This window comes from Aliiglaciecola sp., from assembly GCF_039982535.1.
GTDB lineage: Bacteria > Pseudomonadota > Gammaproteobacteria > Enterobacterales > Alteromonadaceae > Aliiglaciecola.
The window spans coordinates 436,496-459,430 of record NZ_JBDWYG010000038.1; the positions used below are offsets into that span (position 1 = coordinate 436,496).

General features: G+C 41.8%; 15 protein-coding genes. 6 read left to right on the plus strand and 9 right to left on the minus strand.

What is annotated here, in order from left to right; genetic code table 11:
• Positions 1-119 precede the first annotated feature (119 nt).
• From ABJV04_RS11150 to manD, 7 genes are all read right to left on the minus strand, one after another.
• The gene (locus tag ABJV04_RS11150; protein ID WP_348491592.1) at positions 120-1,097 is read right to left on the minus strand and encodes a leucine-rich repeat domain-containing protein; all 978 of its coding nucleotides are present in this window, start codon (positions 1,095-1,097) and stop codon (positions 120-122) included.
• Between the two features lie 177 nt (positions 1,098-1,274).
• On the minus strand, positions 1,275-4,247 hold the full coding sequence (locus ABJV04_RS11155) for a TonB-dependent receptor (protein WP_348491593.1): 2,973 nt from the start codon (positions 4,245-4,247) through the stop codon (positions 1,275-1,277).
• Positions 4,248-4,903: 656 nt separating this feature from the next.
• Complete coding sequence (locus ABJV04_RS11160) at positions 4,904-6,712, minus strand: DUF885 domain-containing protein (protein WP_348491594.1); 1,809 nt, start codon at positions 6,710-6,712, stop codon at positions 4,904-4,906.
• 99 nt (positions 6,713-6,811) lie between these two features.
• Complete coding sequence (locus ABJV04_RS11165) at positions 6,812-7,657, minus strand: hypothetical protein (protein ID WP_348491595.1); 846 nt, start codon at positions 7,655-7,657, stop codon at positions 6,812-6,814.
• A 48-nt stretch (positions 7,658-7,705) separates the two neighbouring features.
• Positions 7,706-9,469, minus strand: a complete 1,764-nt coding sequence (locus ABJV04_RS11170; protein ID WP_348491596.1) for a transporter — start codon at positions 9,467-9,469, stop codon at positions 7,706-7,708.
• An 11-nt stretch (positions 9,470-9,480) separates the two neighbouring features.
• Positions 9,481-10,620 carry a Gfo/Idh/MocA family oxidoreductase gene (locus ABJV04_RS11175; protein ID WP_348491597.1) on the minus strand — a complete coding sequence of 380 codons (1,140 nt, stop codon included), beginning with the start codon at positions 10,618-10,620 and terminating at the stop codon, positions 9,481-9,483.
• A 49-nt stretch (positions 10,621-10,669) separates the two neighbouring features.
• Positions 10,670-11,887 (minus strand): D-mannonate dehydratase ManD, encoded by a 1,218-nt coding sequence (gene manD, locus ABJV04_RS11180; RefSeq protein WP_348491598.1) that lies wholly within the window; start codon positions 11,885-11,887, stop codon positions 10,670-10,672.
• Positions 11,888-12,000: 113 nt separating this feature from the next.
• On the opposite strand from manD, the gene ABJV04_RS11185 reads away from it, so the two are divergent.
• From ABJV04_RS11185 to ABJV04_RS11205, 5 genes are all read left to right on the plus strand, one after another.
• Complete coding sequence (locus tag ABJV04_RS11185) at positions 12,001-13,005, plus strand: LacI family DNA-binding transcriptional regulator (protein ID WP_348491599.1); 1,005 nt, start codon at positions 12,001-12,003, stop codon at positions 13,003-13,005.
• A gap of 290 nt (positions 13,006-13,295) precedes the next feature.
• Positions 13,296-14,174, plus strand: coding sequence for an aminotransferase class IV (locus ABJV04_RS11190; protein ID WP_348491600.1), 879 nt, complete (start codon positions 13,296-13,298; stop codon positions 14,172-14,174).
• A gap of 65 nt (positions 14,175-14,239) precedes the next feature.
• Positions 14,240-15,328: a hypothetical protein gene (locus ABJV04_RS11195; RefSeq protein WP_348491601.1), complete on the plus strand. Its 1,089-nt coding sequence runs from the start codon at positions 14,240-14,242 to the stop codon at positions 15,326-15,328.
• 219 nt (positions 15,329-15,547) lie between these two features.
• Positions 15,548-17,038, plus strand: coding sequence for a SulP family inorganic anion transporter (locus ABJV04_RS11200; RefSeq protein WP_348491602.1), 1,491 nt, complete (start codon positions 15,548-15,550; stop codon positions 17,036-17,038).
• Positions 17,039-17,048: 10 nt separating this feature from the next.
• Entirely contained in the window at positions 17,049-17,900 is an 852-nt protein-coding gene (locus ABJV04_RS11205; RefSeq protein WP_348491603.1) for a universal stress protein, read from the plus strand.
• A gap of 165 nt (positions 17,901-18,065) precedes the next feature.
• Here the strand turns inward: ABJV04_RS11205 and ABJV04_RS11210 are convergent, their stop codons facing one another.
• On the minus strand, positions 18,066-19,517 hold the full coding sequence (locus ABJV04_RS11210) for an NAD-dependent succinate-semialdehyde dehydrogenase (protein WP_348491604.1): 1,452 nt from the start codon (positions 19,515-19,517) through the stop codon (positions 18,066-18,068).
• A gap of 204 nt (positions 19,518-19,721) precedes the next feature.
• Complete coding sequence (locus ABJV04_RS11215) at positions 19,722-20,276, minus strand: hypothetical protein (RefSeq protein WP_348491605.1); 555 nt, start codon at positions 20,274-20,276, stop codon at positions 19,722-19,724.
• 445 nt (positions 20,277-20,721) lie between these two features.
• Here ABJV04_RS11215 and ABJV04_RS11220 point away from each other — a divergent pair, with 445 nt between their 5' ends.
• Positions 20,722-22,860, plus strand: a complete 2,139-nt coding sequence (locus ABJV04_RS11220) for a S8 family peptidase (RefSeq protein ID WP_348491606.1) — start codon at positions 20,722-20,724, stop codon at positions 22,858-22,860.
• Positions 22,861-22,935 lie beyond the last annotated feature (75 nt).

Sequence of the window (22,935 nt, forward strand, 5' to 3'; positions counted from 1 at the left end):
AGAAGGTGTAAGGTCAGAGATAAAGATCAAAGAGGTCGTAAATCTGTTGTGTTATAAAACTTAAGGGCAGAGCCATTGAATTTATTTCAATTGCTCTGCCACCTTGTTTTTTTCAGAGGCTAATAGGGAATAACCGCAGAATAGCTTTTCGCAAAGTTGGCAGGTAAAACAACATCTCCAGCCTTTAGCATAGTGCCATCGCTAGCCTGCCATTTTACTGATTTACCTACTGTAGAACCCTTGGGCAAAACGAAACTGGTAAACTCACTATTAATTTTAAATACGTCTTCGCCAATAAAGGTTAGTCCATCAGGTAAATCCACATGGCTTAGTCGGTTAGCCAGAAAAGCTTTGTGGCCAATGGTTTTTAGACCTACAGGTAGATCTACATGGGTTAGGCGGTTGTCTCGAAACGCACTATCTTCTATAGAAGTAATCCCTGAGGGTAGGTCTACACTGATTAGGAAGTTAACGTTAAATGCGCTCTCTTCAATGGTGGTTAACCCTGCGGGTAAATTTAGCTCAATTATGCGGTTGTTTTGAAAAGCAAAGTCGCCTATGGAAGTCACACTTTCGGGTAAATCGACAACAATAAGACTGTTATCTCGAAATGCACTACCTTTAATGGCGGTGAGGCTAGCAGGCCATGTCACGCTTAGTATACTATTGGTGGCGAATACGCTTTGCTCGATAGTCGTCAGCCCTTTGGGCAAATCCACATTAGTTATATTGTTGAACTCAAAGGCTGCCTCCCCAATTGATGTGAGCTGCGTGGGTAGGTCTATTTTTTTAATGCGATTATTCTGAAAAGCGAATTCGCCAATGGATTTTAGCCCAGGGGGCAAGTCTACACTGGTTAAGCCATTCCCTTGAAAGACTCTATCACCAATACCTTTTATCGTTTGCCCATCAAGCTCCCTAGGAATAATAATATTAGCATGATAGTTATTTCCTTTTACGTCCGTTAGGGTAGAGGAAATAATTATTCCATTTACTACAATCACATCTGTATCAGTGAGGGTATAAGTTGTTTGTGACTTAACTGCAAAAGTTGCTAACAACATCAAAGTAGTTAATAAAATTCGACTCATTTTCATATTCTATGATCTCCGCCTGTGCTGTATTCGAAGTATTTAAATTTATTGGGGTCAAGGACATTGCCAAAGAATTGAGGACACACTGTCGTATTTCTAAACGACGATGTGTCCAATGTAATTCAGCTAATATACTTAAATGTTATGACTACTTTTTATTGGGGGAGAGTAGCACTGTGCTTACCAGTGATAACTCGCTCCAAATGTAATACGACGGTCTGTTAAACCTTGGAAACACAATAAGGAACCTTCAGTAACACAAGATTGTTCAACTTCTGATTCCGTTAAGTTTACGGCTTCAATACCTATATTTAATTGATCATTTACGTCGTAACTCACGCTGGCATTAAGTTGGCCTCTGTCTTCTTGAACTACTGGGAAGCCCCATGGAAAACTCGAAGTACTGCCAAAATCAGTAGAACGGTAGGCTTCGCGCCATGTATAACGCATCCGCGCTGAAAGACCATATTTTTCATAGTACAAAGTAAAGTTGTAAGCATTTTCAGATAAATCAATTAGTGATTGTTTGGCTGAAACATCAATATCATCAATTCCCGTTGACGCAGCAAAAATTGCGTTAGCCCGGCTAGTTGCATTATCAACAGCTTCACCACCTTCAAATTTTTGAATTGTATAGTTGGCTAGAACACCAAAACCCGATGCCCAACCTAGTTCATCTTCAAAACTTGATAGATCGTATTGAACTGCCATTTCAACCCCTTTTTGGGTGGTTTCACCAGTATCATTAATAGTCGTTGACCAAGGTACACAAACCCCTACACCAACAGGGCCGAACACATTTATGTCAGCAATAGGGTTCCAAATACCGCCTTGCTCACAGTCAGGACCAGTGATGTCTCGGAAACCCGTCTCTGGATCTTCATAAGGGTCGTTTTGTTGACTAACATGTAAGTCTTTACGTGTTTTATGGAAGTAGCCTATGCTTACTACGCTTGCCTCTGTAAAATACCATTCAGCGGAGATATCAAATGAGGTGACCTCTTCTGGCACTAAGCCTGGATTACCTACTGATACCGCTGGATTGGGGCTGGTTGAATAGGTTACTGAGGTAGATAGGTCGTCAAAGTCAGGGCGACGTATATCTTTGCCCCAGCCGGCACGTAAAACCAGGTCGTCTGTTACATCAGCAACTATATTGACCCTAGGGAGTAAGAAGTCATAATCGCCCACTGTTGTAACCTGTGAAACTGTAGGGTCTCCATTGGCATCTGTGGTAATAGAATTACCAGTAGATGACACCTCGGTTTCTAAATATCGAACACCAAAATTACCGCGAATATAGTCGGTCGAAAAGTTTGCTTGCAAGTAAAGGGCATCAGTGGTTTCTTCGATATCAAAAAAAGCATTCACCTCTGAGGTTGGCGCTGTTACAGGAATTGAACCTCCATGGGTCGTTACGGCATCGTTGAGTATCCGCAAGACGTTATCTTGGTCAGCGGTTATCATTTCTGGATTGACCATTAGAAAGTCTTTTACGAATAACTCTCTGCCATCTGCATCACCAAAGTTATCTGGACCTGGAGTGAGTATTTCCGCGAAAAGATCGCCAGTTGGGCTGTCGGCGTAATCCCTAAGGTTTACATTGGCTCTAACTTGGTCTGTCATACTCGTTGCTTTACTGTGACGGTAGCCAAAATCAAGGGTGGTTAATATGGACCAATCTAAGTCGTAAACAAAGTCAGCACGAAACGCATCCTCTGTGTTTTCAGTCAAGTCACGGGCTGTGTCTACAGAGCGCAGCATATAGTTAGCAGGGTTCATCATGTCTGCAGCACTAGGAGCGTTTGCTTCGTCAAATGCGATGCCAAAGGCTAAAGAGCCACCCGTTAAATCATAAATGAACGGAGTACCATTCTCATTTGAAGAGTTAATTGCCGCGTTGGGATTGATGAAGTTAAGTGTGGTGTTAATTCTTGGGTTGGTGGTTTCAGAATTCGAAGACGCTAGTTCTAAAGTGACTTTTAAGTTTTCACCTTGCCATTCCCCGCCAAGTCTAAATATTTCACTTTTGGTTACCCGTGATATGGTATCACCTGCAAAACGTAAGTTTGGATCGGCACCGCCATCTTCAACGGGAATAACGCCTTTTAGAGCAGCTTGGATGCTGCCCAGATCTTGGCCGTCCAAGCTACCAAAGTTAACGGTTTCAAATTCACTGGGCACTGAGATACCGATTAAATCGCTGACCCCCGAAGCTTGCACAGATACACTTTCTGAATAACGCTCCTGGTCGTTGATAATGGCATCGAAATAAAACTTCAAGTCAGAATTGGGAGCCCATTCAAATGACCCTGCCAAATTTACCGTTTCATATTCGTGGTTATCGTAATCTTGGTTAAGGAACTGAATTCCTAAAAAATCAAATTCTTGAGCATTGACGGTACCACCATCTGAAGTCACCACGTTGTCTCGATCAACACGAGGACGAAAAGCGGTGACGTCTTGTTCCGCATAACTACCACTAATCACAATACCGAATTCACCTGCATCGGTTTCCCAATTATCACCATAAGTCCCCGATACCCTTGGTTTGACACCATCGGTGGAAAGGCTGCTTGATTCACCTTGAATTCTAACTGAAGCCAAGGTTTCATTGAGTTGCAATGGACGAATGGTGCGCAGATTGATAGTACCACCCACTGAACCTTCAATTGTTTTAGCATCAGGGGCTTTAGTCACCTCCACGCCAGCAATTATTGAAGCTGAAACATCTTCAAAGTTAATACCAGTCCGACCTGCGCCTGAACCTACAGTAGAGACACCATTTATTTCGGTGCGATTAGCGTTGGTTCCTCGGATTTGTACACCGGTACCCACACCTGCAGAGCGTGTAATTTGTATTCCTGTAATATTTTCAAGCACTTCAGCAAGGTTTTGATCGGGTAATTTACCAATATCTACCGCTTCAATAACTTCAACTAGGTTGTTTGATTCACGCTTCTCCAGTAGTGCACTAGTTAATGCACTGCGTATTCCACTAACTTGTATCACTTCAAGTTCGTCGTCGGTTTGCTGTTCCTGTGCACTAATTGTAGGTGCCGATAGCATCGCGAGTATGGCTGCGCTGTAAACTACTGAATTTGTTCTACGACTCTTAAGTGCTGCACTGATTTTATTAAGCTTAGTTTCCATGAGGTCTCCATTAACTTGGTAGTGTCAAATTTACTGTCTATGACTTAGCATTTTGTAAATAAATTGTTTCAATGACGGAGCCAACCAGTTTGTTGTTTGGAAGCTTAGTGAGCACTTTATATTCGTTAGTTATACCCATTTCGGCCTCGTAATAGGTTATCAATCTGATTGTATATAGGTAAAGAAAAACCGGTTTACTAAACCGGTTTATTTAATTAAATTAACATATGGTCACAAAATGTCAATATTCATTTATTGATTGTCTCAATGACGTAAAATGCTTAGAAGTTAGTTTCTAAAAGTTAATTGATGGTGAAAATAGCGGCAATTGATAGTAAACAAAGGCGTTGAAAATCAGGCGTGAAGCACTTGTATACAGGGAATATAAAAATTTGTTTATTCAAATAGATGATGAAACGCTGTCGATTTCTTAAGGCATTAGGACGTAGAGAGTGAATTTTTAGGTTAAAAAATCCTTAGCCAAATTGCTTGGCATTCAGAAGCTAATTCAATCAAAGTGATAAATTTTAAAGTCGCTGATGGTCTACTGACTTAAATTGCAATTCGTGATTTTAGAAATATCAACAACGGGATTTTAATCGTTATTGATATTTCCATTTTTCAAGATGTTTGTAGCAGTTAATCAATATTTCAGACTATTTAGCAGATTTTACCGACTCTATCCAATTGTCGATATTCGCCTCTAATACCGATAAAGGTATGGAACCGCTGCCTAACAAAGTATCGTGAAAGGCTTTGATATCAAACTTATCGCCTAATTCTTTTGTAGCCCGCTGGCGTAATTCAAGCATTTTTAATTGGCCAATTTTATAAGCAAGGGCTTGACCTGGCCAGGAAATGTAGCGGTCAATCTCGTTGTTAATATCTGCTTCACTTTTAGCGGCATTGGCTTTGAAATAATCGATGGCTTGTTGTCGTGTCCAACCTTTGTAATGTATCCCAGTGTCTACCACTAAACGAATGGAGCGCCACATGTCATAGGTTAGTTGACCAAACCGGGAGTAGGGGTCTTTATACAAACCTAAATCATAGCCTAGGCGTTCGCTGTAAAGGCCCCATCCTTCCACAAACACCGTGAAGTTTAGAAAGCGGCGGAATGCTGGCATTTCATCCATTTCCATTTGTAACGCCAATTGCAAATGGTGTCCTGGTACAGCTTCGTGTACGCTCAATACTTCCATTTCATATTTAGGACGGGTTTCTGGTTGATATAAGTTCACATAATAATAACCTGCACGGGAACCATCTGCGGCGGGCGGGTTGTAATATGCAGTAGTCGAATCAGGGGCAACCGCATCAGGGATAGCTTTTAAGCCATAGGGCATGCGAGGAAGTTTACCAAATAATTTGACTATCTCTGGGTCTATACGTTTGCTAATTGCAAGGTAAGCCTCAAACAGTTCCTCAGGCGTTTCATAATAAAATTGTGGATCTGTACGTAAAAAGTTAACAAACTCATCAAAAGTGCCGTCAAAACCGGTTTCTTCCATCACCTTGTCCATCTCAGCACGGTTACGGGCAACTTCATCTAAGCCTATCTGATGGATTTCATCTGGGGTGAGCTCTGTGGTGGTAAAATAACGTACTTTTTGTTCGTAAGAAGCCTTTCCGTTGGGGGTATCCCATAGGCCGTGGCTCGCACGGGTGGCTGGTAAATATTGTTCAACAAAAAATTCATAAAATGCCCCATAAGCAGGCACGATTTGATCAGTAATAATGCTCTTGGCTTGTTGTTGCAGTCGTGCTTTTTCGTTTTCGGCTATGCTGTCATTGATATTGGCAAATGGCTTATAAAAAAGACTCTGTTCCGGCTGTTCTACAAGCTGCTTTTGAATTTGCGCAGGGATACGTAGCATAGTATCGCGGGAGGGCATTATGCCCTGGGAAATACCGGTTTCCATCAAGGTTTGATTTTGTTCTAGTAGCTTGGGGATTTTTTCCAGTCTTGTTAGCCAATTTTCATAGTCTTTGACCGAACTTAGCGACACGAAGTTGGCCATGTCGTCCAAGGTTTGCACCCCTTGATTTTGGTCTATCGGCATAAGATATGACTTATATTTGTGATCTTCAATGGACATTTCCAGCTGCCATTTAAACAGCTGATAATTGGTTTTGTCCCGTGCCGACAGCTGATTCGGATCAATAGCGTTGATTTGTTTTAAGGTATCTTGGTAATGCAGGTTAGTCTGATGGAGAGCTTCTAGGCTCATATCTCGCCAGCGACTGTTAAGCTCATCATTCCCCAAACCCAGATAGCTGGCAAAGTCTGGGGACGTCTCCATGGTGTATTGCCAGTCATCTTCCATTAGCTGTTTAAATTGTTGTTCAACATTTGATGAGACTGGTGCTGGTGCAACGGATTGCACATTGATTTGGGTGTGGCCGGCGCAACCACCCACTAGTATTACAAGTAATCCTATTATTAAAAATTGTTTTGTCGACATCCCTGCATTCCTTTTTGGTTGTTTTTTAACCATCCTAGAGGAATGACAGGGGATAATCAACTTGCTCGATAAGTCATATACGATAGCGTTTTTATGAAATTACTGAAGTATGGCTTTAACTTCGGATTCCACCTTGTCATATGTTGATGACTCGATAAACCCAATGGAAAATGTTGATGGTGTGGATAGGAATTTATCTTTTTCATGTCGACCAAATCCTAGCACTGTCATATAAGGTCGGCTGACGTAATCATCCGGATGTGCATCATCTTGGTGATGTAATAAATAGATCATTCTCGATGTTTTTACATCCCCAAAAGCAAACCATTCAGGAGCGGGAAGATCACCAATAAAAGCTTCATTTATGGGATGTTGTTGATCATCGACAGAGGCATACCAGAAATCTGCTTCATCCATCTCTCCACCGGGTACGCCTTCATATTGCACCCAATATTTATAGCCTTCACTGACTTGTGACATAGTGAAATCGCAGCGATCTGGATAGAAGTCCCATTGTCCCTGCCATTTACCATTACCTGAAGTAAAGGTAATTCTAACGTGTTCATTTGATTCAATATCAATGCTTGAAGTCGACAGCTCGGTTCCCGCGTTTAACGCATGGAAATAATTTCCGTCTTGTTTGTGTATTGCATTTGGAAAACCACGATACTCGCCTTTCCAGCCTGAACCTTTTTCATCATGGAAGCCAATCCAATCTACACCATCTTTATCAAGCATACTGGATAGGCCACCACCTTGTTTTTCCAGATAAAAAGTAGCGTTTTCAATTTTGACTATATAGGCTTCTAGTCCGCCTGCAGACTCATCCACACCATGGCTTAAGGTGACTGATTTTTCTTCATGCTTTTCTTCAATAGCTGGTTTGCAAGCGGCGAGTAGCAGAAGACCACTAGCAATAAAAACAAATTTTAATTTTGAAAACATAGGGTTTACTCGTGTAATAATTCGTTAAAATAGAAGCAATAGCACCGCTTATGCGGTGCTTACTACTTTTTTAGAACTAGCGCTTCTTTTCAATAAAAATCCGACAGTAAGAATGGTTAGTGCACAACAGACAAACACCAAACGTCCCCACATTGGATTCGGAATCAACATCATTGCAAAGACCCCAATTCCCATATACATCACCATGGAACCGAGCTTGCTGCGCTGTTGACGGTCAAATTCGTCTTGTTCAAAATCAGCAATAAAGGGCGTTTCAAGATCTTCAAAAAACAATTCTCTTTCACTGATGTGTTGATCCTTTTTCTCTGAATAAAACAGACTGGATAAACAGAAGAAGCTAGCAGTGATAAGTAGATGTCCGCCGATAGTGATCATCAAATTAATGTCGATAGACTCACGACGGGTAAACTCTTGTTCCATGCCAATCAAATCAGCCAACACTTGTGGTGTGAAGATATTTGCTGCAAACCATGACACGAACAAACCCACTACTACTGTTGCCCACGGGGCCCACTGAGGTGTCTTTTTGATAAACAAACCAAAAATAAGTGGTATCAGCAAGGGAACTTGGATCATAGTTGACACATTCATCATCAAATCAAACAAGCTAAGCTCTTTTAAGGATTTGAAGAATAAGGCCACGGCGATTACCAAAATACCACTGATAAAGCTGACAATTTGACTGATAGTAAGCATGTGCTTATCGCTGACATCTTTGTTTCTTTTGGTCAAAAAGGGCTGATATATACTGCGCACAAATATGCCCGAATTTTTATTCAAGGCAGAGTCCATGGAAGACATAGTGGCGGCAAACAAACCGGCTAACAAGAGTCCAACTGTACCCACCGGCATAGCATTGCGGGTAAACACTAAATACACGGCATCAGCGGCTTTGTTACCTAATTCAGGGTAAGCAGCAGCTGCATCTGGGTATAAGGTGGCAGACGCCCAAGGTGGTATAAACCAAATAATACTGCCTACGCCCATCAGTACCATGGCCAGCAGTGCCGCTTTACGGGCATTGTCAGAATCTTTCGCATTCAAAAAGCGAAATGAATCATGCATGTTCATGATGGTGATCATTTGTTTGGCGAGGAAAAATACGAAGGTGGCCACTAAAATTAAGCCGTAGTTCATATCTGGACCCATCACAAAGTCTACCGGGAAGTTCTCTATCATCGCTGTGGGACCGCCCACGTTAATTAGGGCAATAATGGCGCAGGCAACAGAAATAACGGCGACCACTAGGGTTTGTACAAAGTCAGAGGCAACGACTCCCCATGCACCGGATAATACCGATACGAATAATACCGTTAGGCCGGTGGCGATAATGGTGGTGCTCACATCAGCGTCAAACACCACGCTGGTGAACACGCCTAGCGCATTGAGCCAAACGCCAGCATTGATAAAGCTAAAAGCAATCAATGCCCAAGAGAAAAACTGTTCGTTTTGATGGCCAAAACGTCGCTTAATTCCTTCGGTAGGGGTGTCAACGCGCATTTGACGAAAGCGCGCTGCAAAAAACGCCCAGCCGCAAAAATATGCAAAGGTATTAGCAAAAAATACTAAGCTGATGGAAAAGCCATCAGTGAAGGCTTTTCCAGCTCCACCAGTAAATGTCCAAGCAGAGAACTGCGCCATAAACGCAGTTGAACCTACCATCCACCAGAGCATACGACCGCCGCCGCGAAAATAATCACTGGTGGAGTTGGCCGCCATTTTTTTAAACGCAAAGCCAATTCCGATGACTAAGGTAAAATATCCGGCAATAACGATATATTCATATAACATGAGTAAGCCTTTTATTGCAGATGACTAACGTCAACCCAATTGTCATTTTTACGGATTAAATCGATTAGTTGCTGATATTGGCTGCCTTCTTTGAATGTTTGGTAAGGGGCAACCTCTTCACCTTTAATGTCGCTTAACAATTCTCTGATGAGGTAACGCCAATTTTTCTCAGTGTCGCCTTCAGCATCAGGTACGTTATTAGCAATGTCTTCTGGTAACGCAAGCTCTTGCCACCCATTGGCTTTGTCATGGACGTACAAGGGACCGCTTGCATAGTGACCTTTAATATAGATAGCCCCTTCACTGCCATAGATAACAACATGATCTTCGTTGAAACGTGGGTGTAATCCACCATGTTTAAATAATACGGATACTGGATTTTTAGCCATGTCACTTTCGATTTGCGCCAACACGGTATAAGTCCATTCCACATTGGATTCGCCCCACTTGAGCTCTGGGTCATTTAAATCGCTGGGGATGAAATCACGACGTTTTTTGAAGTTATGTACACCTTCAACGATAGGCGCTTTACCTAAATCGTCCCGGACTTCGCCCATAATCGAAAGGATTTTTTCACCGACGATAGAGGTCACAATAGAAAGTTTATGGGTGAAGTTGTTGTTTAATCGGCCGCCACCATGTTCTTTGCGGTGTGACCAACCGAAGGGAATATCTCGTTCTAAATTGAAGTGGGATATACATTCTACTTCCAAAGGCTCACCGATAGTGCCAGCTTCAACTAGACGTTTGGCGTGGATCACATCAGGCATATAGCGAAAGCTTGCCGCAAAGGCAGTTTTAACATTTTTGGCAACGGCTAAGTCGTATAGTTGTTTAGAGGTTTCACCACTTTCAGTTAACGGTTTATCACAGAATACGTGGCAGCCATTTTCGATAGCAGCGGTTATGGCTTCAACATGCGCGCCTCCTGGGGTGGCAATGGACACCACATCGGGTTGACAATCTTGTAAGGCTTTTTGCCAATCTGTGCCCGCATAAGGAATGTTCATGTCTTTGGCTACTTGCTCAACGACACTTTGTGTTCTACCAACAATTCCAACGACTTCGGCACCCATATCTCTAAATGCTTCTGCATGCCCTTGGCCCGCAAAACCGGTGCCGAATACTAATACGCTTATCTTTTTGCTCATGTTGTTTCTCCAACCTAACAAAGTTTAAATTCAAAAAAGTAGAACTGGATTACCAGTTCCAAACGGTTCCATCTTCTAGTCGACTAACGGGAAGATAAGAACGCTTATAGGGATATTTACTCGCTTCTTCTTCATCAAACTCAATCCCTAAACCCGGTGCATCACTAACGTACGCCATACCTTGTTCTACTTTAATTTGATGTTTAAAAATTTGTTTTAATTGCTCGTTACCTAAGCCGACGAATTCTTGAATTCCAAAGTTAGGTGCCCAAATATTAAGATGCATATGAGCAGCAAAACACACTGGCGATAAATCTGGGGCACCATGGGGAGCCGTTTTGACGTTATAAATACTGGCAAAGTCTGCCATGCGTCTTAACGCGGTGATGCCACCTGCATGGGTAGCCGCAGCTCGAAGGTAATCAATTAACTGGTTTTGAATTAAATCCTTACAATCCCAAATAGTATTGTAGGTTTCACCAATCGCCAGTGGCGTAGTGGTGTGCTGTCTGATGACTTTATAACTGTCTTGATTCTCAGCAATGGATGCATCTTCCAAGAACATTAAATTGTAGGGCTCTAGTAACTTACCCAATCTTGCCGATTCAATTGGTGTTAAACGGCTATGAACATCGTGGAGCAGATGAACATCATTGCCAAAACGTTCTCGGGCTTGGGCAAAAAGGTCGACAATCATATTAAAATATTTTTGCGTAGACCAAGCTTCTTCAGGGGGGAAAGGACGATTACCTTGTAATTCGTAGTAATCTTTTTTATCACCCAATACGCCGTAAGTGACGTTCAAGCCAGGCACTGCAGATTGCAATCGAACCGCTTTAAAACCTTGATTAATCAACTCTTCGGTTTTATCTAGGGTATCTTTAATGTCTTCACCACTGGCGTGGGCATAAAGTGTTACCCCTTGTCTGCTCTTGCCACCTAATAACTGATAAACCGGCAAGCCCGCAGCCTTTCCCTTAATATCCCACAGCGCCATATCTATAGCTGCCACCGCTGCCATGTTCACTGGCCCTTTACGCCAATAAACACCTTTATACAGGTATTGCCAAATGTCTTCGATATCATGGGCGTTGCGACCAATCAAACAGGGAGCCACATGCTCTTCTAAATAGCTAACCACTGCCATTTCGCGACCATTGAGGGTAGCATCGCCGATGCCATGTATGCCTGCATCAGTAATGATTTTCACCGTGACAAAATTTCTGCCGGGGCTACAAACAAATACTTTGATTTCTTTAATTTTCAACTGATATTCTCTCTTTGCAGATAAAGTTACTAAACCGGTTTAGTTGATTAATTTAGCATAGTATTGCAGTATGTCAACTTTCTATTAACAAAATAAACAACAGTGATACCTAGATGGCAAAAGTGAAATTAATTGATGTGGCCCGTTTTGCTGGTGTATCAAAAAGTACAGCTTCTCAATTCCTGAATGGCCGCTTCGACTATATGTCAAAAGAAACGCAAGAACGAATTCGAGCCGCGGTAGCTGAATTGGATTACGTGCCGAATCCCATTGCGAGAAACCTAAAAGCGACGAAGACAAAAACCATAGGGGTCGTGGTCAGAGATATTACCGGATTTTATTCCAGTCGGGTTATTCGTGGGGTAGATGATTATTGCAAAGCAAATTCTTATAACGCATTGATTTATAACACTGATTTTGACCCGGAAACGGAAGCGAAATCAATAGAAGCGCTGTATCAATTGCGTGTTGATGGAATTATTATTGCCTCTTCAGGCAACAACACCCAACTTATTTCAGAGTACATTAATAAAGGTATGCCTATTGTTCATTTTCAAATTGAAAATGATGGTAGTGAACAAAATATTATTCTATCTGATTATAAAAAGGCTGCATTTGACGCCACTGAGTACCTAATTAACTTAGGTCACAAGCGTATTTGTTTTGTTACTCAAGACTTTAAAAATGTGAATTCCAGAATAGAAAGATATCAAGGTTATGCAGACGCACTGAGCAAACATGATATTCCATTAGACGATAATTTAGTGCAGCGATGGGATCGTGAAACTGGTTTTCAGACAGCACCAAAGGACATTATTAAATCTCACGCGCCCACGGCATTTTTCACTCAACATTTACCTATCACTGTAGAATTATTAAGAGGGCTAAATCGCGCCAATATTTCTGTTCCAGATGATGTTTCATTACTTGGATTTGATGAAGTGCCTATGGCTGAGTTCTTTAAAGTGCCTATTACTGTTGTGAAACAAGAGCCTTATAGCATAGGGGTTGAAGCCTCAAAGTTGTTGCTCAATAATATTGCAAAAGAAACCAATATTTCTCACAAAATCTTGATCCCCTGTTCGTTGGAGATACGGGAGTCCTGCAAAGCAATCTAACGTACCGATTGCTTTTGCTATTACTGAACTCAGGTGCAAATCGAAATGGGATACTAAGTAAACCGTTTTATCTTTGGGGAAACCCGAACTAAGCAGGTGGGATCCCTTAACTAAGCAAATACAGTTAGCCATTGGTTGCTTATTGCTAGCAACAAACACCTGCTTTGAGCATCAGTGCTATCTACTTGTTTATAATCGTCATATTAAAAAAACTACACATATGGAAAATTTACAGTAGAGTATATTTTTAAATTTTAAGCAAAAGAACAACTTAGTGGACGGATTCCTAAATGGCTAATAATGAAACGGCTAATATTAAAATGGATAACAACGATAGCGCAGCATATTTTAATGGCCAATACCTACCCTTGAGCCAAGTTTCCATTTCCCCTTTGGATCGCGGCTTTTTATTCGGCGATGGGATTTATGAGTTTGTGCCTGTTTTTAATGGCAAAGCTTTAGGCGGTGAGCAGCACTGGCAACGTTTGCTTGAAGGGCTAAAGTCTGTGGACATTCCACTTACTTATAGTGTGCAAGATTTAAAGGATATTGCCCAACCTTTGCTGTCAGATGGTGAACCCACACAAATACTCTACGTACAAATAACCCGTGGCGTTGAAGCTGTGCGCAAACACCGCTTTCCGGTCGACGCTAAACCCACTGTGTTGATGTTTAGTACGCCATTTACCTCTCCTTTTGACATTACCTATCCAGGTTGTGATGCCTACTTCCAAGAAGACTTACGCTGGCAGCGCTGCTCCATAAAATCCATTAGCTTGATGGGGAACGTGATGTCCTATCTACAACTGGCGAAAGATGGTGTGGCCAATAGTGAGGCGTTACTGATTAGAGGCGAGCATGTGGTAGAAGCCCCTAGTAGCAATTTGTTTATGGCGAAAGGTGGAGTTGTTTTTACTCCGCCTGTAGATAACATTTTAGCTGGTGTCACCCGTCAACTCATTATCGATATTGCCGAAAACCAGGGCATAGAAGTCCGGCAAGTTTTTCCCACTGTCAGTGAGGTAAAACAAGCGGATGAGGTTTGGGTGAGTAATTCTTATGAAGAATTAAAGCCGATTATCAGTATTGACGGTGACAAGGTTGGAGACGGAAAACCTGGCCCCATCTGGCAGCGTTTGTTTTCCAGTTATCAATTGCTCAAACATTAAATATCTATTGTTTGAATGAGTTAAAAACCGCAAATTAATTGCTCATAGCTAAATACGAGATAACCATGCAAACAAGCTTCTTCCAACGAGTTTTACTGCCAGGCTTTATCCTACAATCGGTGTTGATTGGCGGCGGTTATGCCACAGGCCGAGAGTTAGTGCAGTTTTTTCTCAATTCAGGTCCGTTAGGCGGGTTTTTGGGGATTTTAGTGGCAACGGCTGCCTTTAGTTTAATCAGCATGCTGAGTTTTGAGTTTGCCCGATTAACTCAAAGTTATACCTACAGAAGCTTTTTTAAAAAGCTGTTGGGTAAAGGTTGGTTTGTATATGAGTTGGCCTACTTTGCCTTGGGTATTTTGGTTTTAGCGGTGATTGGTTCCGCAGCCGGTGAAGTGGTTGCTGAGCACCTGAATATTTCCAGCACCTTAGGCACTGTGGTGCTAATGGTCTGTATTTGTGTATTGGTCGCCTGGGGCACTAAACTAATTGAGAAAGTATTAGCGGGTTGGTCGTTTTTGTTATATCTGGTGTACGGGGCGTTCGTTTATTTGTACTTAACTGAATATGGTGAAAATGTAACCGAGCAACTATTTTACGGCGAGATTAAGGGTAGTTGGTTTATCAGTGCGATTCAGTACGTGGGCTACAATGTTGCAGCCTTGCCGCTAATTTTGTTTTGTGTGCGTCATATGCGGGGACGCAAAGATTCACTTCTAGCTGGGGCCATGGCTGGTCCTTTAGCAATGCTACCGGCTTTGTTTTTCTTTGTGGCTATGGTGGCAAATTCAACACAAATTACACAGGCGAAAGTACCTTCAGACTTTATGATGCAGCAATTAAATATGCCTTGGTTGCAGGCCATTTTTTACGTGGTGTTATTTGGAACTTTTATCGAGACAGGCACTGCCTTTATTCATGGTATGAATGAACGAATTGCCGAAGTGTATACGGAAAAACAACAAATAATGCCTAAATTTTTGCGCCCAACAATTGCCGCTATTGTTCTGATACTGTCAATTTATTTAGCCTCATCCGTTGGACTGGTGGGGTTAATTGGTAGTGGCTACGGCACCCTAACTTGGGTTTTTGTGGTGGTTTTTGTATTTCCTCTACTCAGTGTGGGCAGTTATCGAATTTTTTTGTGTGGTAAATAAAGATACTTGTATCAATATTTCTAAAGTTATATTGTTGCTATATGTTGAATAGTGCTCAAAGGATTTCAAACTTGAAATTTACGCCACCCTAGGGTGACCCTCCTCTATTATTTCGTTACTGCTTAACGGGCAAATATCCCACTTATCCGCGGATTTATTTGCATTCAAAAAGTTTACTTTCCTAAGGTTTTAGGAAAGCTTCAAATTTAGGTTATTTACATGCTCGAAAACATGAAAAGAGAATGGTTCTCTAATATTCGTGGTGATGTGCTTGCTGGTATTGTGGTGGCTTTAGCCTTGATACCCGAAGCCATTGCTTTTTCTATTATTGCCGGAGTAGACCCTAAAGTGGGTCTTTACGCGTCGTTTTGTATAGCGGTTATCATTGCATTTGTTGGTGGTCGACCAGGAATGATTTCTGCTGCTACCGGGGCAATGGCATTGCTGATGGTAACCTTAGTTAAGGAGCACGGCTTAGAATACTTGCTTGCTGCAACTTTGTTGACTGGGGTGCTGCAAATTATCTTCGGCTTCCTTAAGCTCGGCAGTTTAATGCGCTTTGTTTCCCGCTCTGTGGTCACTGGCTTTGTGAATGCCTTGGCGATTCTGATTTTTATGGCTCAATTGCCCGAATTAACCAATGTGACTTGGCATGTATACGCCATGACGGCTGCCGGCTTGGGGATTATTTATTTGTTACCTTACGTGCCTACTATTGGGAAAATTGTGCCATCACCTTTGGTGTGCATTGTCAGTCTTACCATAGTATCCATTGTCTTAGGCTTAGATATTCGAACCGTAGGCGATATGGGAGAGTTGCCTGATACCTTACCGATATTTTTATGGCCAGAAGTGCCGCTTAACTTAACTACCCTTGAAATTATCTTACCTTATTCTTTGGGATTGGCGGTGGTCGGTTTACTTGAGTCGTTGATGACCGCCACCATAGTCGATGATCTGACCGATACCAGCAGTGATAAGAATAAAGAATGTAAGGGCCAGGGCATGGCAAATATTGGTGCAGGTTTATTCGGTGGAATGGCTGGCTGTGCGATGATCGGTCAATCTATTATTAATGTTAAGTCAGGGGGGCGAGGGCGATTATCAACCTTTATAGCCGGTCTGTTTTTAATCATTATGGTGGTTTTTCTTGATGATTGGGTGGGGCAAATTCCAATGGCTGCGCTGGTGGCGGTGATGATTATGGTATCCATAGGTACGTTTTCTTGGTCGTCTATTACCGATCTAGGCAAACATCCTAAGTCGTCAAATATTGTGATGATAAGCACGGTTATTGTGGTTGTCGCGACCCACAACTTAGCCATAGGGGTGTTTGTAGGTGTGCTGTTAGCAACCTTGTTCTTCTCCAATAAGATTGGACGTTATATGGCGGTTAGGTCTTATTTCAATGAGCAGGAAAAAGTGCGAACCTATGAAGTCGTTGGTCAGGTATTTTTTGCCTCAGCAGAACAGTTTGTCAATGAGTTCGACTTCAAAGAAGCGGTAGAAACCGTTGTGATTGATCTTACTCATGCACATTTTTGGGATATTACCGCGGTGTCATCTTTGGATAAAGTGGTGATTAAATTCCGTCGAGAAGGCGCAACAGTGAGCCTTGTGGGGATGAATGACGCAACAGCAACAGTGGTCGATAAGTTTGGGGTACACAATGACCCTAAAGAAGTTGAAAAACTGTTTGGCGGACACTAAGGAGATAATGATGACTAAAATTGTGACCTGTGTAGATGGTTCTGCAATCACCTCAGCCGTGACAGCTGCTGCTGTCTGGGCATCAACAAAACTTAACAAACCTATTCTTTTCTTACATTCATTAGAAAAAGAGCAGCAGCACGGCGCCGATGATTATACCGGCGCTATTGGCTTAGGCGCGCGCTCGGCTTTGCTAGAAGAAATGACTAAGCTTGATGAACAACGTGCCAAAGTGGCCTTGCAACTCGGACGAGAGTTACTTGATGACGTAGTACGACATGCGCAAGACTCTGGTGTGGCTGATATTGAATCGATGCAAAGGCATGGTGAGGTGGTAGATTCAATAGGCGATTTAGAGGAGCAAACTAGACTCATTGTTATTGGTCGAAATGGTAAAAGCCATGATAATAGTTTTAACGCTCTGGGCTCTAATATTGAAACCCTTTTGCGCAAAGCAGCACATCCCGTGTTGCTCATTCCCGATAATTTCAAGCAACCGTCTTCCTTTATGATTGCCTACGATGGCAGAGAAACTGCCGACAAAGCACTGCAGCGAGTGATTGATGGTGGTTTATTGCATGGTCTGCATTGTCATTTAGTGTCGGTTAAAAATAACGAAAAAAACCTACATGATAAATTCGAGTCGGCCCAGCGAAGATTGCAAGAAAAAGGATTTCAAGTTACCGCTTCTTACATTGAAGGCGACATTTTTGAATCACTTATGGCTTACAAGAAGTCTAACAATATTGAGCTTATTGTGATGGGAGCATTTGCTCATTCCAAGCTTAGGCAGTTTTTTGTGGGCAGTAACACTTTGAAAATGCTTGAACGCAGCGATATACCTTTGATCGTGTTGCGCTAATGCCAATGGAGTGACTCACACCCTCGAGCATGCGACTGGTTCTCGACAGCCTAAAAATTAAAAAGCCCTGTGGAAACAGGGCTTTTTAGTCGGTTGATGAAGCCTTTTCTATTTAAACCTATTCAAGCTGTTTAAAAAGAGGTTCATCTTTAATGATTAGGTGTTTTACAACCCACCTAAACATAGGTATTTAATTTCTAAATAGTCATCTAATCCGTAACGCGAACCTTCTCGGCCATTACCCGACTGTTTCATACCACCAAAGGGAGCAGCGGCATTTGATATCGCTCCTTCATTAATACCGACCATGCCAAACTCTAGGGCTCTAGCAACACGGAATATACGACCTACATCGCGACTATAAAAATAGGCCGCTAAGCCGTATTCAGTGGCATTGGCTAATTCTATTACTTGCTTCTCATCTTCAAATTGAATGATGGGTGAAACAGGACCAAAGATTTCATTGCTCGCGATAGGCATATCATTGCTAACATTGGTTAATACTGTTGGTAGGTAATAATTTGGCCCTTGTGAGGTGACAGTTCCACCTATTTTGAGCACAGCGCCTTGATCAATGGATTGCTGAACTAAGTCATCTACGTCATCGGCGGCTTTAGCATTGATCATTGGACCAATTTGCGAGTCTGCATCCATTCCTGCACCTAATTTTAACTTTGCAGTTTCTTCTATGAACTTTTCACAAAATTGTTCATAGACTCCTTGCTGTACCAAAATACGATTTGTGCAGACACAGGTTTGGCCTGAATTTCGATACTTGGAAGCCAGCGCACCTTGTACTGCTTCATCAATGTCAGCGTCATCAAAAACAATAAAAGGTGCATTACCACCTAATTCCATTGAAACTCGTTTTACGGTAGTTGCGCATTGGGCAATAAGCTTTTTACCTACGCCGGTAGAGCCTGTAAAAGTAAATTTAGCAATATGAGGGTGTTGAGTTAAAACCGAACCAAGACCTTGCGAGTCTTTACCGACCACCACATTGAAGACACCTGCGGGAATACCTGCTCGTTCAGCAAGCTCAGCCATTGCTAGTGCTGATAAAGGTGTTTGTGTTGCCGGTCTAACTACAAAAGTACAACCCGCAGCTAAGGCCGCTGCCGCTTTACGAGAAATCATCGCATTTGGGAAATTCCATGGGGTAATAGCACTAACGACTCCAATGGGTTGTTTAAGTACAATGATCTGCTTATCGTTACTTGGAGGCGGGATCACATCACCGTAGATACGTTTGCCTTCTTCTGCAAACCATTCAATAAAAGATGCTCCATAGGCAATTTCGCCCTTAGCTTCTGCAAAACTTTTTCCTTGCTCTAAGGTTAGAATCTGGGCTAAATCGTCTTGGTGTTGCATCATTAACTGAAAAAGATTACGCAATAAATTCGCTCTTTGCTGGGCGCTTTGAGCTGACCATTGTGATAAAGCAGCATGTGCCGCTTCAACGGCTTGTTCGGCGTCTGCGACATCCGCATCGCCGATAGAGACTAACACCTGCCCGTTGGCCGGGTTCAGAACAGAAAGCTGTTTGTCGATTGCTAACCAACGACCATTAACATATGAAGAGGTTTTTAGTAGGGTCGGGTCTTTTAAGTTTAGCATGATGAACTCCATGGAGTAGTTTTCGCTGCTGAAGCGAAATTGAATAATTCTTTAAATATTAAACGTTAAACCTTTGGGTTTAAACATATAAAATACTATGTGCTAGAACCATTTAATTTATTTGGCGCTAATTAAATTGCATATACTGTTAATCAAGTGACAAGCCTATTTTTGCCTATATAGATGTTTACATATCTGTTTAATTTACTGCGTATGGCTTTTATCGAAGATATTCATCCTCACAGTACAATTGTCGTTGTGTAAGTAACTATCAATATCCGCGTCAAAACAATCAGTCAGATCTTCGTCATCATTTACCCCATCCGCTTTTGCAAAATGTGCTGTACCGTCATCTTCCAAAATTAATAAATCGGTTAAATAGTAGTCGGATAAAACAGCTATTGCCTTTGGCCGTTGTTCACTTTGCAAAAAAGCGCTGGTCTCGTAAACCAGAAAATAAGGGTGTCCTTCTTCTGCAAAACCCATCACAGAATACTTCCCGTGTTGTGAAAACCCCCAAAACCAACTGACAGCAACATCTCCTTTTATTACTTCTAAAAACACAGGAAAGCGGTCTTTATCGCGTTTATACAAAACAAGATCATTCACAGGAAAGTGTTCAGAATGGGTCGACATTACACAAATTTCTGTCTTTTTCTGAGGATGGTTTTGACACTTCAACGTCAAAGGGTCAGAGCCTGCGAACCCATCATTACAAGTAAGCAGGGCGATAATGAAAAAGCAGCAACGTTTTAGCATAGGTATCTTTAGTCCGAATCTCTATGTAATGGGATTAGTTAAGTAAATGATTTTATCCAATAATAATCAATAGATAACAAATAGTAACTGACACAAATCTAGGCTTTTTGAATAGCAGTTAATAACTTAACACTAGCCTCAAGCCGCCCAAGGCCCATCTCAACTAGCTAATATTGGAACTCATCTTTGTTGGTTAAACCTGAACGATAAATTCAAATAAAATTAAATTGAAAAATATGAATGAAAATATTGATTTGTGACTTCGTTTTTTACACTCGTTATTTTCCTTTTGATTGCATTCATTTTTTTCACATTAGACTAAAGGCTAATGGATTCGGTGTTTTGTGTGTTGGCATGAGGATTGCTATGAAGGGGTTAGATGAGGGAGTCTGCATCCGATGTTCTACAAAATTTGATGCAAGGACATAAAAAAGAGATAAATAACATGAAACTAAACAAAAGAAGTACTTTCGCAGTTTTAGTCAGTGGTTTGTTAAGCTGCTCAGCAATGAATGCGAGTGCGGCTAGTAGTAGCCTTTTAGGGTTAGATCTTAATAGCGTGGCTGATTTAACGAACGTTTCAAATCTGACAACATCTTTGGGATTGCCTGAATTACCTGTCGTTGACAGTATCTTATCAATGGATAATGAAATTTTAATTCAAGGTGGAGATATTGCAGTAATTAACGACTTAGTTAACTTAGTGGGTGGGTTAGTTACTCACGAGTTGCCTTTAGTCGGTGGAATCGGCGTGCGGGTTTCAGATCTGCAATTGGAATTACTCAAAAGCTTTCCCGCTTTGATAACGATTACTGAAAACCAACCACTGTTCACTGCAGGTGCTCTTGATAATTGTCAGGTTTACGGAAGTCATGTTGTTGACTTAGAAAGAAGAAAGGTTAGTTGGAATCTTTACAACGCCCGTGACATGAAAACCAATGTAGATGAAATGAAGTTTACCTGGCCGTCGAGTTTAGGCAATGTAACGTCGGTTAAATTTAATGGTTCCACTGTATTTTGGAGTTTGTTTGGTTCACAAAGAGGTGAATTGACACTGGATTCTTCTTGGTTGAGTCGTTATGCAAAAATGAATGCCTATGATGATGCTAAAGTTGAATTAACTTTTTCCCGAAGTGGCGCTGAAAACTATCAGCAAAATGACTTCTCGATGAATGTTTCCTTTACTCAAAATTGCAGTCGAGAGTTGGTTAAAGGTTATGATACCCAAGCCAATGAAGGGGATAGTAATAGTTATTACGTCAATACTATAGGTGCGGATGAGCTACATGATAATGGTATTACCGGTAAAGATATCACGGTAGCCGTTATTGATAGTGGAGCTTGGGCAGGTCATAAAGCGTTAAAAAATGACACTAACAATAATCCTCGAATTACAGCTGCATTTGACGCAATTGAAAACCAAGAAATACAAGCACAAGATATGACTGACGAAAATAGTCATGGTACTCATATCTCAGGCATTATTGCTAACAGTGACCGTGCAGTGGTTGACGGACAAATGCGCAGCTATTACCAAGGTGTAGCTCCTGATGCTAATTTAGTGGTAATTAAAGCCTTTTACGAAGATGGTCACAGTACTTATTTGGATGCACTTCGTGCTATTCAATATGTTTCCGACCACCATGAAGAATTAAATATTCGTGTTGTAAACTTGTCTTTTGGTGCGCCACCTCGCTCGAATTACTGGGCAGACCCAATTAACCAAGCCATCATGAAATTATGGGAAAAAGACATTGTTGTTGTTACCTCAGCTGGTAATACTGGACCTGCGGCGATGACTATTGGTGTGCCTGCTAATGTTCCTTATGTAATTAGTGTTGGTGCGATAACGGATAATTACACTCAAGATAACCCTAACGATGATGAGTTGCTTTCATTCTCTTCACAAGGCCCGACTCATGAAGCTTTTGTTAAGCCAGATTTAGTTGCTCCTGGCGGTCATATATTCAGCTTAGCGAATGAAGACATGTATATGCCTAACAAGTTTCCACAATATATGGTTGGAAATGATCGATTTATCATGTCTGGTACTTCGCAAGCGTCAGGTGTGGTAAGTGGAATTGTCGCGTTAATGTTACAAAATGATCCCAGCTTGAGCGCTAACGATGTGAAGTGTCGTTTGATGAGTAGCACTACAATGGCTCAACTATCAAATGGCAAACTTGCTTACAGTCCTTTCCAACAAGGCTCTGGTAGTGTTAATGCCGTTAAAGCAGTCGAATCAACCGCTACAGGTTGTGCCAACAATGGTATGGATATCGCTGCAGACTTAAGTGGTGAGCAACATTACATGGGCGCAGCTCGAAAAGACGATAACGGCAACTATTACATCGAAGGGTTTGAGTTTGAGCTTTGGGAAGAAGCGTTTATTTGGGAAGAGGCCTTCATTTGGGAAGAAGCGTTTATCTGGGAAGAGGCCTTCATCTGGGAAGAAGCGTTTATCTGGGAAGAAGCCTTCATTTGGGAAGAGGCCTTCATCTGGGAGGAAGCGTTTATCTGGGAAGAAGCCTTCATTTGGGAAGAAGCCTACGTAAATCAAGAAAACTTCTTAATGCAAGAATAAGTCTTTCAGGTTAATTCATTCAGCCCCTCAAAGTGAGACTTTGCAGGGGCTGAGTTGTTTTTTAACCACCGCAAT